This is a genomic window from Leptospira harrisiae, assembly GCF_002811945.1.
Classification (GTDB): Bacteria; Spirochaetota; Leptospiria; order Leptospirales; family Leptospiraceae; genus Leptospira_A; species Leptospira_A harrisiae.
Genome location: NZ_NPDX01000001.1, coordinates 1,274,039 through 1,290,507 on the forward strand (window position 1 = coordinate 1,274,039; position 16,469 = coordinate 1,290,507).

15 protein-coding genes and 1 pseudogene are annotated in these 16,469 nt (G+C 39.9%); 13 read left to right on the top strand and 3 right to left on the bottom strand.

The features are described 5' to 3' along the window. Positions 1 to 354: 354 nt before the first annotated feature. The 12 genes and pseudogenes from CH364_RS05835 to CH364_RS05890 form a co-directional block, all read left to right on the top strand. Positions 355 to 2,469: pseudogene (locus CH364_RS05835) on the top strand (DNA translocase FtsK); the annotation flags it as partial. Positions 2,470 to 2,509: 40 nt separating this feature from the next. Beyond that, positions 2,510 to 3,211: a LolA family protein gene (locus CH364_RS05840; protein WP_100742613.1), complete on the top strand. Its 702-nt coding sequence runs from the start codon at positions 2,510 to 2,512 to the stop codon at positions 3,209 to 3,211. A gap of 18 nt (positions 3,212 to 3,229) precedes the next feature. Next, complete coding sequence (locus CH364_RS05845) at positions 3,230 to 4,330, top strand: helix-turn-helix domain-containing protein (protein WP_100742614.1); 1,101 nt, start codon at positions 3,230 to 3,232, stop codon at positions 4,328 to 4,330. After that, positions 4,330 to 5,676 carry a MiaB/RimO family radical SAM methylthiotransferase gene (locus CH364_RS05850; RefSeq protein ID WP_100742615.1) on the top strand — a complete coding sequence of 449 codons (1,347 nt, stop codon included), beginning with the start codon at positions 4,330 to 4,332 and terminating at the stop codon, positions 5,674 to 5,676. Before CH364_RS05845 ends, CH364_RS05850 begins: the two co-directional genes overlap by 1 nt. Next, positions 5,642 to 6,424 carry a CDP-diacylglycerol--glycerol-3-phosphate 3-phosphatidyltransferase gene (pgsA, locus tag CH364_RS05855; protein ID WP_207762216.1) on the top strand — a complete coding sequence of 261 codons (783 nt, stop codon included), beginning with the start codon at positions 5,642 to 5,644 and terminating at the stop codon, positions 6,422 to 6,424. The genes CH364_RS05850 and pgsA overlap by 35 nt, the downstream gene beginning before the upstream one ends. Beyond that, on the top strand, positions 6,405 to 7,433 hold the full coding sequence (gene trpD, locus CH364_RS05860; RefSeq protein WP_100742617.1) for an anthranilate phosphoribosyltransferase: 1,029 nt from the start codon (positions 6,405 to 6,407) through the stop codon (positions 7,431 to 7,433). Before pgsA ends, trpD begins: the two co-directional genes overlap by 20 nt. A 26-nt stretch (positions 7,434 to 7,459) precedes the next feature. Beyond that, positions 7,460 to 7,783: a preprotein translocase subunit YajC gene (gene yajC, locus CH364_RS05865; protein ID WP_100742618.1), complete on the top strand. Its 324-nt coding sequence runs from the start codon at positions 7,460 to 7,462 to the stop codon at positions 7,781 to 7,783. A gap of 1 nt (position 7,784) precedes the next feature. Then, the gene (locus tag CH364_RS05870) at positions 7,785 to 8,420 is read left to right on the top strand and encodes an SRP-less Sec system protein (RefSeq protein ID WP_100742619.1); all 636 of its coding nucleotides are present in this window, start codon (positions 7,785 to 7,787) and stop codon (positions 8,418 to 8,420) included. Positions 8,421 to 8,441: 21 nt separating this feature from the next. After that, positions 8,442 to 10,376, top strand: a complete 1,935-nt coding sequence (gene secD, locus CH364_RS05875) for a protein translocase subunit SecD (RefSeq protein WP_100742620.1) — start codon at positions 8,442 to 8,444, stop codon at positions 10,374 to 10,376. Continuing rightward, the gene (gene secF, locus CH364_RS05880; RefSeq protein ID WP_100742621.1) at positions 10,369 to 11,307 is read left to right on the top strand and encodes a protein translocase subunit SecF; all 939 of its coding nucleotides are present in this window, start codon (positions 10,369 to 10,371) and stop codon (positions 11,305 to 11,307) included. Before secD ends, secF begins: the two co-directional genes overlap by 8 nt. A gap of 10 nt (positions 11,308 to 11,317) precedes the next feature. Then, positions 11,318 to 12,559: a dihydrofolate reductase family protein gene (locus CH364_RS05885; RefSeq protein ID WP_100742622.1), complete on the top strand. Its 1,242-nt coding sequence runs from the start codon at positions 11,318 to 11,320 to the stop codon at positions 12,557 to 12,559. Between the two features lie 4 nt (positions 12,560 to 12,563). Then, positions 12,564 to 13,166, top strand: coding sequence for a riboflavin synthase (locus tag CH364_RS05890; RefSeq protein ID WP_100742623.1), 603 nt, complete (start codon positions 12,564 to 12,566; stop codon positions 13,164 to 13,166). A gap of 3 nt (positions 13,167 to 13,169) precedes the next feature. Here the strand turns inward: CH364_RS05890 and CH364_RS05895 are convergent, their stop codons facing one another. After that, positions 13,170 to 13,550 carry an STAS domain-containing protein gene (locus CH364_RS05895; RefSeq protein WP_100742624.1) on the bottom strand — a complete coding sequence of 127 codons (381 nt, stop codon included), beginning with the start codon at positions 13,548 to 13,550 and terminating at the stop codon, positions 13,170 to 13,172. Between the two features lie 118 nt (positions 13,551 to 13,668). Here CH364_RS05895 and CH364_RS05900 point away from each other — a divergent pair, with 118 nt between their 5' ends. Then, the gene (locus CH364_RS05900; protein WP_100742625.1) at positions 13,669 to 14,877 is read left to right on the top strand and encodes a bifunctional 3,4-dihydroxy-2-butanone-4-phosphate synthase/GTP cyclohydrolase II; all 1,209 of its coding nucleotides are present in this window, start codon (positions 13,669 to 13,671) and stop codon (positions 14,875 to 14,877) included. 107 nt (positions 14,878 to 14,984) lie between these two features. On the opposite strand, the gene pdxH is transcribed toward CH364_RS05900, so the two are convergent. Continuing rightward, positions 14,985 to 15,623 carry a pyridoxamine 5'-phosphate oxidase gene (pdxH, locus tag CH364_RS05905; RefSeq protein WP_207762241.1) on the bottom strand — a complete coding sequence of 213 codons (639 nt, stop codon included), beginning with the start codon at positions 15,621 to 15,623 and terminating at the stop codon, positions 14,985 to 14,987. Next, the gene (locus CH364_RS05910; RefSeq protein ID WP_100742627.1) at positions 15,616 to 16,464 is read right to left on the bottom strand and encodes a prepilin peptidase; all 849 of its coding nucleotides are present in this window, start codon (positions 16,462 to 16,464) and stop codon (positions 15,616 to 15,618) included. The genes pdxH and CH364_RS05910 overlap by 8 nt, the downstream gene beginning before the upstream one ends. Between the last annotated feature and the right edge of the window lie 5 nt (positions 16,465 to 16,469).

Below are 16,469 nucleotides of genomic sequence, written 5' to 3' on the forward strand. Positions count from 1 at the left end.
ATCAATCGTTATTCCAATGGAATTTACCGAATGATGGGAGGACGAAAGGAACTGCCTCATTTAAAACTACCTTCCTTTTTAGAATCTGTGGTTTCTACACGAAGAGCACCCGTCGATGAAATTCGCAGCAAACAATGGTTTGCTGTTCAAACAGAAGAAGAATCGAAAGAAGACTTGGCCCACCATTTTTGGAATGTAGTGGCAGATGAGAACCAATATGGAAATCGAAATGTAAAGTCACGTTCTCCAAGAGAGAGTTCAGTTTCTAATTCCTATTTCTCTGAAAAAGGAAATACAAAGGGAGAAGATCATTTCGGGAATCGATTTGAAGGAAATACTTCTTATAAAAAATCGCTTTCCGTTCGTTACAGGAATACTTCTCATTTTGAAGGTTTTTTTGATGAATCGGGAAAGGTATTCCGTTTCCAAAAACAAGAATCCAAACTCGATTCTCTTGCCGAATTTGAAAAAAATGAAATTTTGATTTCGAAACTTAAACTAACTGATAACAGGCGACCACTAGAGGAATTGGAAGAAATTGAAAGTGTCAGGGAATCCAAAATCCTTTTTCAATTTCCTGAAGCCAAGTGGAAACCAAAGTTAGAAGAGGCTCCTGGACTCGAAAGTTTAGAGTTACCTAAACTAGATCCCACGCACCCTTCTTTTGTGAGTGATCCTACCATTCATAAAAATTCGCCTTTCGCTACATCTTTTGGTTACGAGGAAAACGAGGAATATACTGATTTGGAAGAAGATCCATCAGAGGAATCTGAATTGGAATCGGAAGCCATAGTGATTCCTGAATCGGTTCGTTTGTCTCTTGTGGAAGAAACAGGTTGGGAAACTAGTGATGAGGAAGAGGATGAATCTCCTGAAGTAGAAGATGGAAGTGGTGAAGTGTATGAAGAGGAAACTCTAGAAACCTTAGCAGTAGAAACAAACTCACCGTTGGTCAAATCCAATCTCAGTGCAGGCAATTTTGGCAAAAAAAAATCCGAGCCAAAAGAAGAACAACAGGAACTGATGTTTGGCTCTATGGTTCCGAAACCAAAACTAAAAAAAGGAAAGTATTATATCTCTCCAAGGCTTCTTGTATCCCACCAAGTTCCTGTGGCGAACATTCTAAAGAACGATAGTGAACTGGATCTGATCTCTCGTAAAATCGAAGAGTCGACTGGGCATTTTGGAATTGAATCCAAGGTCATCACAAAAGAACGTGGGCCCATCATCACTCGTTATGAGATTACCATTCCGAACGGAATCAAACTGAACCGGATTGTTTCCCTCTCTGATGAAATCCGTGCTTACTTGGAAGTAAAGAACATTCGGATTGTGGCACCTATCCCTGGTAAGGCGTCGATTGGAATCGAAGTTCCGAACCGAATCCGAGAAGACGTATTTTTATCAGAGATTCTAAAAGATACCATTCTCCAACATAAGGCGAAAGACTTATCCATTTGTATTGGAAAGGATATTTCTGGGAAACTTGTGATGATTGATATCGCTAAACTCCCTCACTTACTTGTGGCGGGAACCACTGGTTCTGGTAAGTCGGTGAGTATCAACGCCATGATCACAAGCCTTATCTGCACTCGCTCTCCAGAAGAAGTGCGATTCATCATGATCGATCCGAAGATGGTGGAGATGACCCTTTATGAAGGAATCCCACACCTACTTATGCCGGTCATTACTGATCCTAAAAAAGCAACGAAGGCACTTTCCTGGGCCATCCAAGAAATGGAGAGCCGTTACCAAATGATCTCTCAATTGAAAAGTAGGGATTTCAAAAGTTTCAATGAAAAGGTGGATGAATATGCCCATGCCAAGGGATTTCAAAAACTACCGTACATTGTGATCTTTATAGACGAGCTTGCGGACCTGATGATGGTTTCGGGAAAGGATTTGGAAGAACAAATCCAACGAATTTCCCAAAAAGCAAGGGCTGTCGGAATCCATCTTGTGATGGCGACACAAAGGCCTTCCGTGGATGTGATCACAGGGGTCATCAAAGCCAATTGTCCTGCAAGGGTAGCCTTCCAAGTGGCACAAAAAACAGACTCTAGAACCATTCTGGATACAAGTGGAGCCGAGACCCTTCTTGGGAAAGGAGACTTTTTATACCGGTCTCCCACATCGAGTGACCTCCAAAGGATCCAAGCCCCATTTATCGAAGAGAAAGAAATTGAGTCCATCGTGGAAGAAGCCAAAAAACAAGGGGCTCCAGCTTATGTGGAAATGAATTGGGACGATGAAACGAGTATCGAAATGGCCTCAGATGAAGACGAAGAACTTTTTGATGAAGCTTGGAATATCGTGGTCACCGAAAAAAAGGCAAGCGCCAGTTACTTACAGAGAAGAATGAGAATCGGTTACAACAAAGCGGCAAGGCTTATGGAACTCATGGAAATGAGGGGTTATGTTTCACCGCAAATCGGGGCCAAACCCCGGGAAATCCTGCGTTCAGCGTAAATCATCGACAAGAGAAGTTTGTCTGAAAAACTGGGAATCTATGAAAGTATGGATCGGATCTTTGTTACTTGTCTTGGGTGTTTCTCTTGGTGCCCAAACAAGTCCGGCTCACAATTGGCACTCACCCTCAGAAGTGGTGAAAAAGATAAAGAAGAACTTTAGTGATATCAATTCCTATTCGGCTGATTTTCTCATCAAAACAGAAGACAACAAAAAGGAAAAACAGATGCGCGGGAAATGTTTCTACAAACGTCCCGGAAAAATTAGATATAACTTTGCTGAACCGGAAGGGGACGAAATTGTATCCGATGGAAAAACGCTTCATATCTTTATCAAGAGGTTAGGTGCTGTGGGAAAACAGGATTTAACTCTCGACCGTAAAAATACATCTGGCCCTATCTTTACAACCAATAGTCCTGATGGATTAAATCGCCTCTTTCGTAAATACCATTATAAATTTGATACCATTGAACAACCACGTTCGATGGGTGACACAGCCAAATACTTTGTGTTAGACCTTGACCAAAGAGAAAAGATTGGTGGGTTTGAAAAGATGAAACTCTTTGTAGATTCTGAATCTTACTTAATCAAAAAAGCAGTGGCTACCGATGGACGTGGGAAAGTAACCACCATTTCATTTTCCAATATTAATTTTTCTGAAGAAATCCAAGACGGAGTTTTCAATTTTCATATGAGCGGTAACGCGAAGATTGTCAACAACCCACTTGTCTCCGAGAACTAAGCTTAAGAGGATATCATTTTGAACACAAAACGAGTCGGTCAAATCATTCGAGAAGCGAGGGAAGATAAAAAACTTTCCGTGAAAGATGTTGCGAAAGAAACAAATATCGCAGCCAAATACATCATCGCTTTGGAAACAGAAGATTATTCTCAATTTCCTGCGGAGACATTCGCCCTTGGTTTTTTAAAAAACTATGCCAGTTATTTAAAGTTAGACACTGCGATGCTTCTCAATCTTTACCGTGGGGAACAAATAGAAGAATCCCAAGCTCCTTTAGAAGAACTGACTCGACCTACGACCACACCTTTTAGTTTGGATCGAAATAAAATCATTAGTCTTGTATCCGTATTCCTTTTTGTGATTTCGGCTTATATTATCTATATTAGTTTTGAAGATTCCAATTCTGGATCGATGGATGAAGAAACCACAGAAGTTGGTTCCACTGTAGAAACAGTCGCAAGTTCAGACATTCCTTCTGGAATTAATTTTGTTTCTCAAAGTGTTCCAGAAAATGCCAGTGTTCCATTTATTTTAACTGAAGACCGGGGTGTGAGTTTCAGTGTGAACAACCAACAGTGTAAGATGTTTATCAAAGGTGTTTCTAATGGAAAAGCAAACCTTGGTTTTAATATCTTTCCTGAAAAAAATGTATATTTTTTCCAAACAGCAGAAGGGGAAGAAACCATCCTTTCCTACCGCATCGAGGAACTTGCCTCTTTACGACGTGATATCCGTGTGGTGACCCAAGCTGTGACAGAAAAATCTGCAAAAGTCCTTGTAACACTCAAAGAAGAAAGAGAAGGTGCGGCTGTAAAGTCTCCCGTAGGCGATGTGCCGATTCAAGTTACGCTATTTTTCTCTAAACCGAGCTACGTAGAGTTCGTGTTAGATGGACAAATGGGAGAAAGAGGGCTTGTTTCTGCTGGGGAAGTCAAACACTTAGAAGCGCGAGATCGCCTCGAAATCAAAGTGGGTGACGGGGGTGCCGTAGAAATGGTACAAAACGGTAAAGAACGTTCTGTCCTCGGCAAACCAGGAAAACTTGTCAAAAAAATCTTCATTCGTAAACCAAATCCTTATGATTCGACTCAGTCCATCATTGGAGAGTTAGGCGAGTAATGCCGAAACTAAAAGAAACAACGGAAGAAACACCGAAGTCGTTTTTTATCACGACTCTCGGTTGCCCCAAAAACACCGTCGATTCTATGGCCATGCACCAGTCGCTTCTAAAGGAAGGTCTTCTTCCAGCGGCAGGTCCCGAAGCCAGTGACTTCCACTTAGTCAACACTTGTACGTTTATCCAAGATGCTACGAAGGAAACCATCCAAACCATTTTGGACTCGATTGACATCAAAAAGAAAAACAAACAAAAGTTAGTTGTTGTTGGGTGTTTTGCTGAACGTGCAGGAAAGGAAATTTCGGACGACCTTCCTGAAGTAGACCTCCACTTTGGTACTGGAAAGTATGACAAAGCAGGAGAGATCCTGAGAAAGAGTTTCCCTCTAGATTTTAAAGATTTATCCGAATTCAATGAAGACCTTTTAGAAAGGCTCACCACAAGTAAGGGAATTGAAAATTATTCCAAACCTTACTCGTATGTAAAAATTTCAGATGGTTGCAACCGTGGGTGCCACTTTTGTATCATTCCCAACTTACGCGGTAAATACCGAGACACAGATAGTACTGATGTACTATCGCAAACCAAACTAGCAGTGAAAGCTGGCTCCAAAGAGATCTGTCTTGTTTCCCAAGATACTGTGTTTTATGGAAAGGACACTGATAAACTTTTAGATTTGGTTCGTTCTGTAGCGGATGTAGATGGAGTGGAACTTCTCAGGCTTCTTTATCTCTACCCTGATAAAAAAACTGAAAAGTTACTCGATCTTTATCGAGAAATTCCTAAGATTGCCCCGTATTTGGAAAGCCCATTGCAACATGTTTCCAAATCCGTTTTAAAATCGATGAACCGCACTGGTGAGTATTCTTATTTCAAATCTCTTTTCCAAAAAGCAAGGGATCTAAGGCCTGATTTGGAAATTCGCACTTCATTTATCTTAGGATTTCCTGGAGAAACAATGGATGATGTGGAAGAGATCATTCGCTTTGTGGAAGATGTAAAACCAGAAAAGGTAAATTTATTTCCTTATTCTCCACAAGAAGGAACAAAAGGTGCGACGATGGATGGGCAACTCAAAGACAAAGAAATTGCTCGCCGTGTGAATCTTGTTCGGGATGCCTATCTCGGAACTTTAAAGTCCATCCACCAAAACCGAATTGGAAAATTATATCCAGCGGTTGTGGATGAAGTTTTGGAAAAAGGTGCGATGGTTCGCCGTTTCCAAGATGCACCAGAAATTGATGAAGTCGTTTATGTAGAAGAAGAGGGTTTAAAGGTCGGCCAGTTTGGTCAGGTCCGAGTGGACTCTTTTTATGAACTGGACATGTCGGGGACTTGGGTGGCTTAAGTTGGAAGATTGGAAAACCATTGCCAATATTCCGAACCTACTTACGGTTCTACGGGTTCTCGCACTTCCATTTTTTATCTTTTCCCTTTTCCAAAAGGAATGGGAATACCAAATTTTTGCCTTTGTTCTCTTTGCTCTTGCTTCTCTCACTGATCTTGTGGATGGATATTTGGCGCGTAAGTGGAACCAACAAACTGAGTTTGGAAAGTTTCTCGATCCACTCGCTGATAAATTTTTAGTTATTGGTTGTTTTGTTACTTTTTTATTCATCCACGAACCAATTGAAGTTTGGATGGTAGTGCTTATCATTGCGCGTGATATGCTCATCACTTTTTTACGTTACATTGCGGTTCGGTCAGGAAAAAGCCTTCGCACCACCATGATGGGAAAAGTAAAAACTGCCTTTCAAATGGGTGCCATTCTTATGATCCTTGTTGTGTTTATGCTCATCTCAGGCAAAAGAAGAGCCATGATCAATGAAACTTATGCCATGGGAAAACTAGCAGGTTATTCTACCTTTGAAGTAGCAGCACAACATGCGAATGAGTTTTATACATTTGTCAAAACCACAGAGAATTTAAGTTTTAAAGATTTTTTTGATTCCATTGCTTCCTTTGTTCCTTATTTCGGAATGTTATTCACAACATTCATCACAGTGATTTCTGGCCTTCGTTATATTGTGACCAATTATCAGTTGTTAACTTTTTCCAACCTAAAAAGGATTTTTTATGACCGCGCCAACAGTTAAGGAAATACTCGGGCAAGTTGTTTCGGGACACCACCTTGTGGAAGAACATGCAGAACTATTTTTAAGTGAAGTGATGGATGGGAAAGTTCCAGAACCAGTCCTTGCTTCTTTTCTCACTGCCATGAAAATGAAAGGAGAAACTACAGACGAGTTGTACGGTTTTGTTCGGGCCATGCGAAGCCATGCCATCAAACCATCTAAGAAGTTTGATTTTGATTTTTTGGATACTTGCGGAACAGGGGGAGATGGAAAGGGGACTTTGAATGTTTCTACACTTTCCGCCCTCACTCTGGCAAGCCTTGGATTTAAAGTTGCTAAACATGGAAATCGTTCCGTGTCTTCTCTTTCGGGAAGTTCTGATATTTTGTCAGGACTTGGATACAAACTAGACCGTTCGACTGCAGAATCGGAATCCGAATTCTTACGAACTGGGTTTGTATTTTTGTTTGCACCGGCTTGGCACCCGGCAATGAAATATGCCGGCCCGGTGCGTACAGCACTTGGATTTCGCACTTTTTTTAATTTGATCGGGCCCCTTTCCAACCCATTTTCCCCTTCACACCAATTGGTAGGTGTGTATGATCGGTCCCTTTGTTTGCCCATTGCCGAAATTTTAGGAAGGCTTGGTTCCAAACGTGCGATTGTTTGTCATTCGGCGGATGGACTGGATGAGTTTTCTATTTTTGAAGAAACCCATTATGCCTTTTTTGATGGAAAGGAGACAAAAGAATTTTCCTTTGATCCTAAGGAACTGGGCCTAAATTCTAAAGAATTGGATCGAAATACAGTGTTCTCTTCCTCAAAAGAAGGTGCGGAATCCCTATTTCGTGCGGTTCTAGACCCAAGTGGATCCACGGGTGGCACTTCCATGGTGGCGCTCAATGTTGGGGTGGCTATGTATTTACTGGGAGCCACAAACGATATACGAACAGGATACGAAACCGCCAAAGAGGCCATCCTCGAGAAAAAAGTTCTCCGATTCGTTCATGAAACATTGAATTTAAGATAAGGCCTATAAACATTGGATAAATAGCTATGCTCAATTTTAACTTTTTAACAACAGATATCCTAATCCTTGCCCAAGAAGAGGGTGCAAAGTCGTCTCTACAGTCACTCATTATCATTCCGATCATGTTAGTTGCTATGTATTTTCTTGTGATCCTTCCTAACAAAAAAGAAGAGAAAAAAAGAAAAGAGATGATCACTAATCTCCAAAAAGGAGACAACGTTGTCACAAACAGTGGTCTCCATGGTAAGATCGTTGAGTTCAAAGACAACAATGAAACAGTTGTTCTCAGTGTTGCTGCGAACACAAACGTCACTTTTGAAACTAGCGCTATTCTGAAGAAGAAAGCCTAAGATGAAAAAACTCTTTTTAATCTCTTTTACATTCTGTTTTTCTGTTTCCCTCTTGGCTCAAGAAGGTTTGGATTTTTTAGATAAGGTAAATGATAAACCAAAATCAACAACCACCAAACCAAAAGAAGAGACAATTGGAACCACAACCAAAAAACAAACAAACATTGTGACCACTACTGGTGTTACAACGGGAAAAAAGAAGAGATCTAAAAAGAAGTCCAAACAAAACCAACTCACTGCGGAAACACTTCCGCAAAACCCGAGTGTGGTGACAAATAATCTAAACACGAACCCTACGGTTACGGACAAATCCATACCGAACATAGAAAAACAACCTACGGTCGTAGAAGAAGAGGAAGTGGCTAGTAACGGAATGTGGATGGATTCCAATGTTTCCGTAGAACCAACAGGACTGCCTGGGTTTTCTGCGGATCTAAAAATTGGAAAAACTGAAAGTGGAAACGTCGAAACAAATCTTTCTCCGAGCAAAGATTCCGGAAAATCACTTTTTAATTTCTCTGATTTTTTTGCTAAATATAAGAAAGCGATGATGATCCTAGGGATTATCATACTCTTTGCGTTTTATAGACTTAGATCCGCTCGCCCGGGATCTAGCAGTCGTTCTTATAGAAGATAATAATTTTAGGAGCAAACTAACTTGCAATCGTATCGACTATTGATTCTTCCTTTTTTGATTTTGGCAGTTTCCTTTACAATTTTGTATCCGAATTTTGCCGATCGTACTTTAAAAATCGTTGTGAGAGAGGATGTTTACTCTCTTCCAGAAGCAGACCAAAAAACATTGGTTAATGGGCTGTTTGAACGTTGGGCGAAAGATTATGGCAAAACTTCTGGATGGACCATAGAACCACAAGGAACACTTCCTCCTAAAGAAAATCCTTTTTATACGGTAAAGGGTCGATTTATCACTTCAGCAAAGATCAATCAAATTTCTCAAGAAAACCAATCTTTAGTGAGTGAATCTAAAAATAAACTTGAGCCCACTTGGATTGAAAATACAATTCGCGGTGGTAAATCTTTGTCTATTAAATTGGGATTAGATTTACAAGGTGGAATGAGAGTTGTACTCAAAGGTGACTTTGATGACTATACATCCAAACTCAAAGATCTTTATGCAAAAGAATTAACTGAGCTCAACCTAACACTTAGTAATCCAACTATAAAACCAGAAGAAAAAGAAAAAGCAAAGTCACGGCTCGCCGAAATTGAATCTAGTTTTGATCTTTCACCAATGCGTAAGATTGTTGAACTAGAAAAAGCAAAGATGATTATTGACAATCGTCTTACGACTCAAAACCTAACAGAGCCACAAGTTCGTATTCAAAAAGAACAGGATGCGATCGAAGTTTCCCTACCAGGTGTTTCTAACTCAGCAGCCATTTTAGAAATTTTACAAAATACGGAAACGGTTGAGTATCGTTTAGAAGAACCAACACCTTTCCTTTATAAAAGCCAAATTGCGGATAATGAACGCCGTATGATGGATTTAGGAAAAAGAGAGAACACGGATATTTTTCTCTTTCAAGAACTTGTAAAAAACAAAATGGGTAAAAAAGCCCAAGATGAGTTTTTAGAAGGGTTAGAGAAAAAATACAATATTCCAAAAGACTTCAAAGTATATGCAATGTGGGCTCGTGGAAATGCAGCCAAATCGGCACTTTTGCCTCGTAGTTTTGTGGTTTTGGAACGTAAAATTGCCTTATCTGGAAATGATATGACCAATGCCCAACCATCTTATAACTCCAATTCCTATGGATGGATGGTAAGTTTTACTCTCACTCCTAATGGGGCAGAAAAGTTTTTTGATCTTACTTCACAAAACCGTGGCCGTAACCTAGCAATTGTTTGGGGGGATAAGGTGATTTCAAATCCTGTTATCAATGACCCAATCGCTGGTGGACGTGCTGAAATTTCAGGAAGTTTCTCTGAACAAGAAGCCATTCGATTGGCAAACGTAATTTCAGAAGGAGCACTTCCTATCCCACTTTCTGTTTTGGAAATGAGATTCATTGGACCAACTCTTGGAATTGAATCCATCGAAGTGGGTGTAAAAGCTGTTGCCATAGGATTTTTCCTAGTGATGGTTTATATGATATTTTATTACAGGTTAGGTGGATTTATTGCAGACCTTTCTCTATTAGTAAACCTTATCATTTTAGCGGCACTTCTAACTTTGATGGACTTTACGTTGACTCTTCCAGGGATTGCCGGGATCATTCTGACAGCAGGTATGGCTGTTGATGCGAACGTAATCATATATGAAAGGATACGTGAAGAAATTGAAGAGGGAAGGGCACTTTCCATCGCAGTCACACGTGGTTTTGAAAATGCATTTTGGACCATTATGGACGCGAACGTAACCACACTCATTGCAGGGATTTTAATGATTCGTCTTGGAAATGGACCAATCAAAGGTTTTGCGATCACTCTTTGTTGGGGGATTGTGACAACTCTATTTACTTCTCTTTTCCTCTCACGGTTGTTTATGGAACTTACTGTTAACCGATTGGGAATCCATCATTTAAACTTAAGGCCTTTCTTCTTTGGAAAAAAGGAGACTACAAATGCGTAATATCAATTTCACAAAGTATAAATACTTTACTCTTAGTTTTTCATTTTTAGCGATTGTTTTTGGTTTTGTTGTAACTTTTGCTAAATACGGCGGATTTGCTCACTCTCTTGATTTTAATGGTGGACTACGAACTGTTGTGGAACTTCCTGCGGATAAAACTCGTAGTGATTTGGATGGATACTTTCAGTCCAAAAACATTGAAGCCGTCGTGATTCTTTTGGAAAAAGATAAAAATATTTATCAATTGGACATCGGACTAGGTTCTTTAGATACAATTGAAACTTTGTATAAGGAAATTCCGGAAGAAAACCGTGAGTCTTCCACTTCTGCCATTGATCGTTTTGTTCAACTTGTACGTTACGAATATAAACTTCCGAAAGAAAAGATTCTTTCCGCAGACCAAGTAGGTGCAGTAGTTGGAGGAGAGTTGACAGAGGTGGGTATCACACTTCTACTCACAACACTTGCCATCATCCTTTTGTATTTGAGTATTCGTTCTCAGTTTAAGTTTGCTTTGGCTTCTTCCATTGCTCTGGTTCATGATATCCTTATGACTTTGGCACTCATTGGATTTTTACAAATCAAACCAAGTGTTCCTATCATTGCGGCACTTCTCACACTCCTTGGTTATTCCATTAACGATAAAATCGTGGTATTTGACCGAATTAGAGAAAACGCACATGGAAAAGACAATTTAGCTCTTTCCAATATCATCAATGTTTCGATCACACAAACCTTGGGTAGAACCATCAATACTTCTTTTACAACAATGATTTCTGTTGTGGCAATCATTGTGGGTGGGGCAGTCGAATTGTATGATTTTGCTTTCATTCTACTTTTTGGGGTAATTGTCGGAACCTATTCTTCAATCTATATTGCGGCACCTATTTCTGAGATTTACGACCAACTCAGGAAGAAAAAATTCGCATAACAAATATTTTATGGATGCAGAGAAACGGAAGGAAACTTATTCTCTGCATTCCCTACTTGGGTTTTTGGCAATGGGAAAAACCGGAGCCAATCCTCCCGTCTCTGCTGTTTTAACTGATGAAACAGGCTCCATTCTTGCCAGTGCACATACCCAAAAATTTGGTGGGAACCATGCCGAAAGGGAACTTTATTCACGTTATCCGAGTGCTGGTGAAAGCCAATTCCTTTCTGTTAGTTTAGAACCCTGTACCCATTTTGGAAAAACACCACCTTGCCGCGATTTGGTGATTGAAAAAAAACCTAAAGAAATCAAACTCGGTTGGAAAGATCCGAATCCTTTAGTGACTTCGGGAGATTGGGAAAAGTATACAGAGTCTGGAATTTCTGTTACATTGGATCCCATGCTCGCAAAGGTTTCCCTACCTTTTTTACAAGGTTTTTTACACCGAATCCAAACGGGAAGGCCTTGGGTTTGGATCAAAGCAGCCACATCCATTGAAGGTAATTATGCTTCGAAAGAGAAAAAAAAGGAACGTGTGAGTTCAGAGGAAATGGATTTATATTTGCAGGTTCTCCGTGCGAAAATGGATGCAATCGCTGTTGGTCCAGGAACCGTAATTTCCGATTCTCCCTCCCTTCATTTTCGAATTACAGATGAGATGGTTCTTACGCAGAAACCAGGACAAAGAGTTACCGAATTAGAACCTTTTTTTGAAGCGGGATCTGGACTCATATCTTCGTTATTATCCTATACAAAAGATTCTGAAAAATTACATCGTTTAGAGGAAGAAGTATACCAACCATTTCGTATCTTTTGTTTGGATCCAAACCATCTTCCCTCTGATGTTTTTTTTGCAAAACAAAGGGAACTGACTGAAAAGTTTGGAGTGAAAAAATGTATTTTTTTTATATTAATCGAGGACAATTCGGAATCTATCTCTAAAGAATTAGAGGAACAAATTAAGATGGTTTCCCCTTATGAAGCAGTTTTCATTGATTCGAATGAAGGTGATAAGTTTTTGGAAATTCTCGGAGAACTCGGCATCAATACTTTGTTATGTGAAGCCGGTAGTTTTTTCCCAAACTTCCTACAAAATGAACTTTCAGAGGAAGATCGAATTTTGGAGATTCGAAATGAAAAAAAATCGATTCCTGATGGAATTCCTTTTATTTTTCACAACGAACCACTGATTTCCGAATACAAAGTCGGAACAAACCGTATTTTTATCAGAAAACCGCAAAGGAGTCATTAACCCAATGTTTACAGGTCTTGTCGAAACCCTCGGAAAAGTAATCACTATAAAACCAATTGATTCGGGAATCCAATTCACAATCGAAACAGAATGGGAAAATCCTGATTTAAAAATAGGAGATTCCATTGCCATCAATGGAGCTTGTATGACAGTCACTGAGTTCAGTGATTTAGGGAATGTTTTTAATTTTTATGCATCTTTTAAATCTTTAGAATTAACCAACTTGTCTCGGTTAGGGGAAGGATCTTCTGTGAATTTAGAAAGAGCGATGGCGCTCGGACAAAGGTTTGGTGGTCATATGGTCCAAGGCCATGTGGACGGAATGGCAAAAGTCATCAGTAGAAAACAAATCGAAGCCGAAGTAGAAGAGTTCTGGGTGGCGATCCCAAAAGAACTACAACGTTATTTTGTTAAAAAAGGTTCTGTGACTTTAGATGGAATCAGCCTTACAGTTGTCGATGTGAAAGACGGAAATATCCAACTGATCCTGATTCCTGAGACGATGGAAAAAACAAATGCAAATTCCTGGAAAAAAGACCAATGGTTGAATGTAGAAGTGGATGTTCTTGCCAAATACATTGAAAATTATCTGGAACAGAGGTCTTGAGTTTTAGTTCCGTTTTAGTAAATCGTCGATTTCGGAATCAGTGTCGTCATCAGAAACATATTTGGTTCGAAAATCTATTTCATTCATAATTTCAAAAAACATATCTAGTTTAGCTAATTTGAATACGTTCATAATCATGGGTTTCATACCCACTAGGATGAGTTTGCCTTTTTTGTTTTTCAGTGAATTGAGGCTTTTGATAAGAGAACCAATTCCAGAAGAGTCAATATAGTCGAGACGGCTCATATCGATAGAAACAATACTGGGATTTGGTTCGATGATTTTTGCAAAGATAGATTCAAATTCCTCTGTGGATTCTATATCGAATTTTCCAGCAATTTCTATGGTTTTGATCTTTCCTGTTGCGTTTAGTTTCAGTTCCACAAGGCCTCCGATCCGGAATATTTAGACAAAAGAAAGGGGAAAAATCAATGACTTTCTTTGGGAATCTTCTTTAATTCGGAACGGCTTTCAGAGTTTTAGTATATAGAGGCCTTCCCCAATGATACGTCCGATCGAAGAAGCAATCGAAGAAATCCGCCAAGGCAAAATGATCATTCTCGTCGACTCTGAAGACAGAGAAAACGAAGGAGATTTGGTCTGTGCTTCCCAATTTGCAGATAAAGACAAAATCAACTTTATGGCAACCCACGGTCGCGGACTCATTTGTGTTCCCATGGAAAGGGAAAGGCTACAATCTTTGGGCCTTGGGAAAATGGTGGATGATCTTTCATTGGGAGATAAACATGGAACTGCCTTTACAGTTTCCGTGGATGCCAAACATGGAACGACAACAGGTATTTCAGCACCTGACAGAGCCAAAACGGTGGAAGCTCTCCTTGATCCTAAAACAAAATCGGAAGATTTAATGCGCCCAGGTCATATGTTTCCTTTACAAGCAGTTACCGGTGGAGTTTTAAGAAGGGCAGGTCATACCGAAGCTGCTGTCGACTTAGCAAAGTTAGCTGGTCTATATCCTAGTGGTGTCATTTGTGAGATTATGAATGACGACGGATCAATGGCTCGTATCCCTGATTTGGAAAAGTTCGCAAAAACTCATGGACTCAATATTTATACAATTGAAGATCTCATTCGTTATAGAAGACACAAAGAAAAATTAATTCACCTAGAAGTGGAAGCAAATCTTCCAACTGAGTTTGGTGATTTCAAAATCAAAGCTTATTCCACACAAATTGACGACAAAATCCATATGGCACTGGTTAAGGGAGAAATTGATCCTACAAAACCTGTGCTCGTAAGAGTTCACAGTGAATGTTTGACAGGTGATATATTTTCTTCACAGCGATGTGACTGTGGACCTCAACTTCATAATGCCCTACGGATGATTGAAAAAGAAGGAACAGGAGTTCTACTTTATATGCGCCAAGAAGGGCGTGGGATCGGAATCATCAATAAACTCAAAGCTTACTCCTTACAAGAGGGTGGCCTGGATACTGTCGAAGCCAATGAAAAATTAGGATTTGCTCCTGACTTACGTGAATACGGAATTGGTGCTCAAATTTTACGAGACATCGGGGTGAAACAAATGAAACTCATCACGAATAACCCCCGTAAGATTGTGGGACTCGAAGGATACAATCTGCACGTAACAGAAAGAGTTCCCATTGAGATTGATCCTGTGGAAGAAAATACCCGTTACCTGCAGACTAAAAAAACAAAGTTAGGTCACTTACTCAACCTTCACGGTTGATCGCATCGATTTTATGAATCAAGCGATCCGTATGCCCGCTAGAAAGGAAAACCTTTTTAGCGGGTCTGCCGTATTTGAGATTTAGAAAGACTTTTTAAATCGAGACCTTACGGAGATAAACGACTTCGTTTCCAACCTGATTCGATTCTTTCAAAAGAAATCCTGTCGTGCAGTCGTCCCACCCTTCCTTGCCAAAATTCAATTTTGGTAGGGGACACGGAATACCCACCCCAGTTTTCTGGTTTTTGAATTTTTTTACCTTCCCATTCTTTTGTGAGAGAGGCAAACTTCTCTTCTAAAAATTCTCTAGATGGCACCACCGAACTTTGATTAGATGTGTGGGCTCCTATCTGGGATTCTCTGGGCCTAACTGCAAAATAAGTTTCTGATTCTTCTTTGGATATGCGGGTTGCTCGACCTTCGATTCGGATTTGTCTTTCGAGCTTCGGCCAAAAGAAATTGAGAGCCACAAGATTGTTTGTGGCAATGTCCTGTCCTTTATCAGAATCATAATTAGTAAAAAATTGGAACTCGTCACGGATGAGTCCTTTGAGTAAAACAATGCGCACTGATGGTTGGCCTGTTTTGTCTACCGTAGCAAGGCTCATGGCATTGGGTTCGGCTTCTCCTTCTTCTTTGGCTTCCGAAAACCAAAGACTAAATAATTTTAAGGGATCTGAACCTGCTGTTTCTTCCGAAAGAACAGAGCGAGTGTAGAGTTTTCTCATATGTGGTAATTCATTCAATGGTTCCATAGATCGGAAATCCCTCCCAATTGTAGTAGTGGACAAGAAGTTTTGCAAAATAAGTTAAAAATAGTCCGAGGGAAAAGTAGAGTCCCATAGGGATTTTTTTCCCCTTTAAGGAGTCTCCTTTTTTTCGTAAAAGAAAACTGAAACCTACGGCAAGAAGGTATGTGGAGTTAAAGTATAAAATCCAAAATGGATTTCCTGCAATGGCAGAAAAAATAGGTGAAAAAAGCACATCCCCAAGGCCAGTCCCCCCACGAAAAAGAAGGTAAATGACTAGGTAAAATGATAGAAATCCTAAAAACACCCATAGGGTTTCTATTTGCAAGGATTCACCAAACAAGAAGTAGTTGGAGAGAAAACCGAAACAAATGATAAAAGGTAAGTTTTCGTAATCCAGGGAAAATTTGGCGACGTCTGTCATCATGGAGACAAGAAGATGTCCCAATAAAAAAAGCAGGAAGAGAGTTCCAAAAATATCTTCCGAAACAAAGTAGACAAAGATTGCAATGAGTCCAAATAAAAATTCCGAAAGTGGGTAGAGTTTGGCTAAACTTCTTTTGCAATTGTCGCATTTACCTTGAGTCAAAAACCAACCAAAAATTGGGGTGAGATAGGTTTTTTTCACCAAATGCCCGCAAGATGGACAATGGCTAGGTTTTGTAAAAATAATTTTCCAACGTTTCAGACCCTTTGTTTCTTTTCTTTTTTTACCGTAACAATAAAGTAAAATGCGTTCTGCAAGGGTAGTGTAGAAACTGGCTAAGGCCCCGCCAAAAAAAAATAGGATTCCATAGGTCGAGAGGGTCCAAAGAAATAACCAAACCGATTCGTCCATAAAAT